This is a genomic window from Vibrio nereis NBRC 15637 (assembly GCF_001591105.1).
GTDB lineage: Bacteria > Pseudomonadota > Gammaproteobacteria > Enterobacterales > Vibrionaceae > Vibrio > Vibrio nereis.
Map to the genome: position 1 here is coordinate 1 of NZ_BCUD01000050.1, position 1,249 is coordinate 1,249.

2 protein-coding genes are annotated in these 1,249 nt (G+C 39.7%); both read left to right on the top strand.

Annotated features, from left to right (window positions below):
* Nucleotides 1–84: 84 nt before the first annotated feature.
* Entirely contained in the window at nucleotides 85–522 is a 438-nt protein-coding gene (locus VNE01S_RS18695) for an NUDIX hydrolase (protein ID WP_031821644.1), read from the top strand.
* Between the two features lie 145 nt (nucleotides 523–667).
* On the top strand, nucleotides 668–1,135 hold the full coding sequence (locus VNE01S_RS18700) for a hypothetical protein (protein ID WP_053397294.1): 468 nt from the start codon (nucleotides 668–670) through the stop codon (nucleotides 1,133–1,135).
* Nucleotides 1,136–1,249 lie beyond the last annotated feature (114 nt).

The window sequence follows — 1,249 nt, forward strand, 5'->3', positions numbered from 1 at the left end:
AAGTGTTTACGGCACAATAGCTTAGGTTGGGTAGTGGCGTTGTTCATCCCTTAATGCGGCGTTATGCGATTAGAGGAAAAATCAATGAGAGCACCATTTCAAGTATTAGTATTTCCGTATCAAATACTCAATGAACAACCTCGTTACTTAATCGGAAAACGAAGTGATAATGGTGTATGGCAAGCTATTTCAGGCGGTGGTGAAGATAGTGAATCCATCCTCGAGGCAGCAAAGCGTGAACTTAAAGAAGAAACTAGTTTAATTGGCTGTGATTGGCAGCAATTGGACTCAATGTGTATGCTCCCCAAAGTGTACTATGCTGGTCATGAAAATTGGACTAATCATCAGTTTGTTGTGCCTGAGTATTCTTTTTCGGTTCGGGTGTCTACTGAGCCTCAGCTATCAAATGAGCATACAAAATTTCGTTGGTGTGGTTTTCAAGAGGCTAGTGAACTTTTGAAATATGACTCAAACAGAATAGCCTTGTGGGAGCTTAATCAAAGACTTAATAGCAACCTTTGAAAAATCGCATAACAAACGCTTTAAGACGGATTCGCAACGCTCGGCGGTTTTGGTTTGATTTAGCTTGTGTGTTTACGGTGCAATAATTGAAAGTCGTGGTAGCGTTGCTCACCACTTAAGCGGGCGTTATGTGCTTGGAGAAAATATGGAACAAATCAACCGAGTAGAACGTTATCTACAAAGAATCAGAAATGTTTATTCTGGTGAGAATCATATTTTGTGGGATGATCGAAAATCAGTTGAAGATGATATTCTGTCTTTCTTTATTCACTGCCATCATCTCCATGAATGGGTCGCAAACCTGAATGTAGTGGGTATTTCGCACAAAGACTTAAAACAGTTTATCGAGTCACACGAATCACTTAAAATTTGTGCAGATTTAGCTAATCGTTCAAAGCATTGTAAACTAACCAGAAAGCAGTGGTCACAAGTTAAACCACACTTATCCGGCACTCAATATCAAAGTAATGGTAATGCCGATTTTCCTGGTATTTCGGGTAAATTCTCGGTTGTTACCCAAAATGAAGTCATCGATGTGCTAGAGCTTGCAGAGTCGTGTTGGAAGCATTGGTCTATCTATTTAAATAATCTACAAAAATTAGCACGCACATAACAAAGCATTTAAGAGTGATTCTCAACGCTTGGCATTTTTTATTCCATCGTTGAGTTCAGTGTTTACGGTGGTATGGTTAAGTTTCGTGGTCGCGTTGTTCACACCTTAATGCGG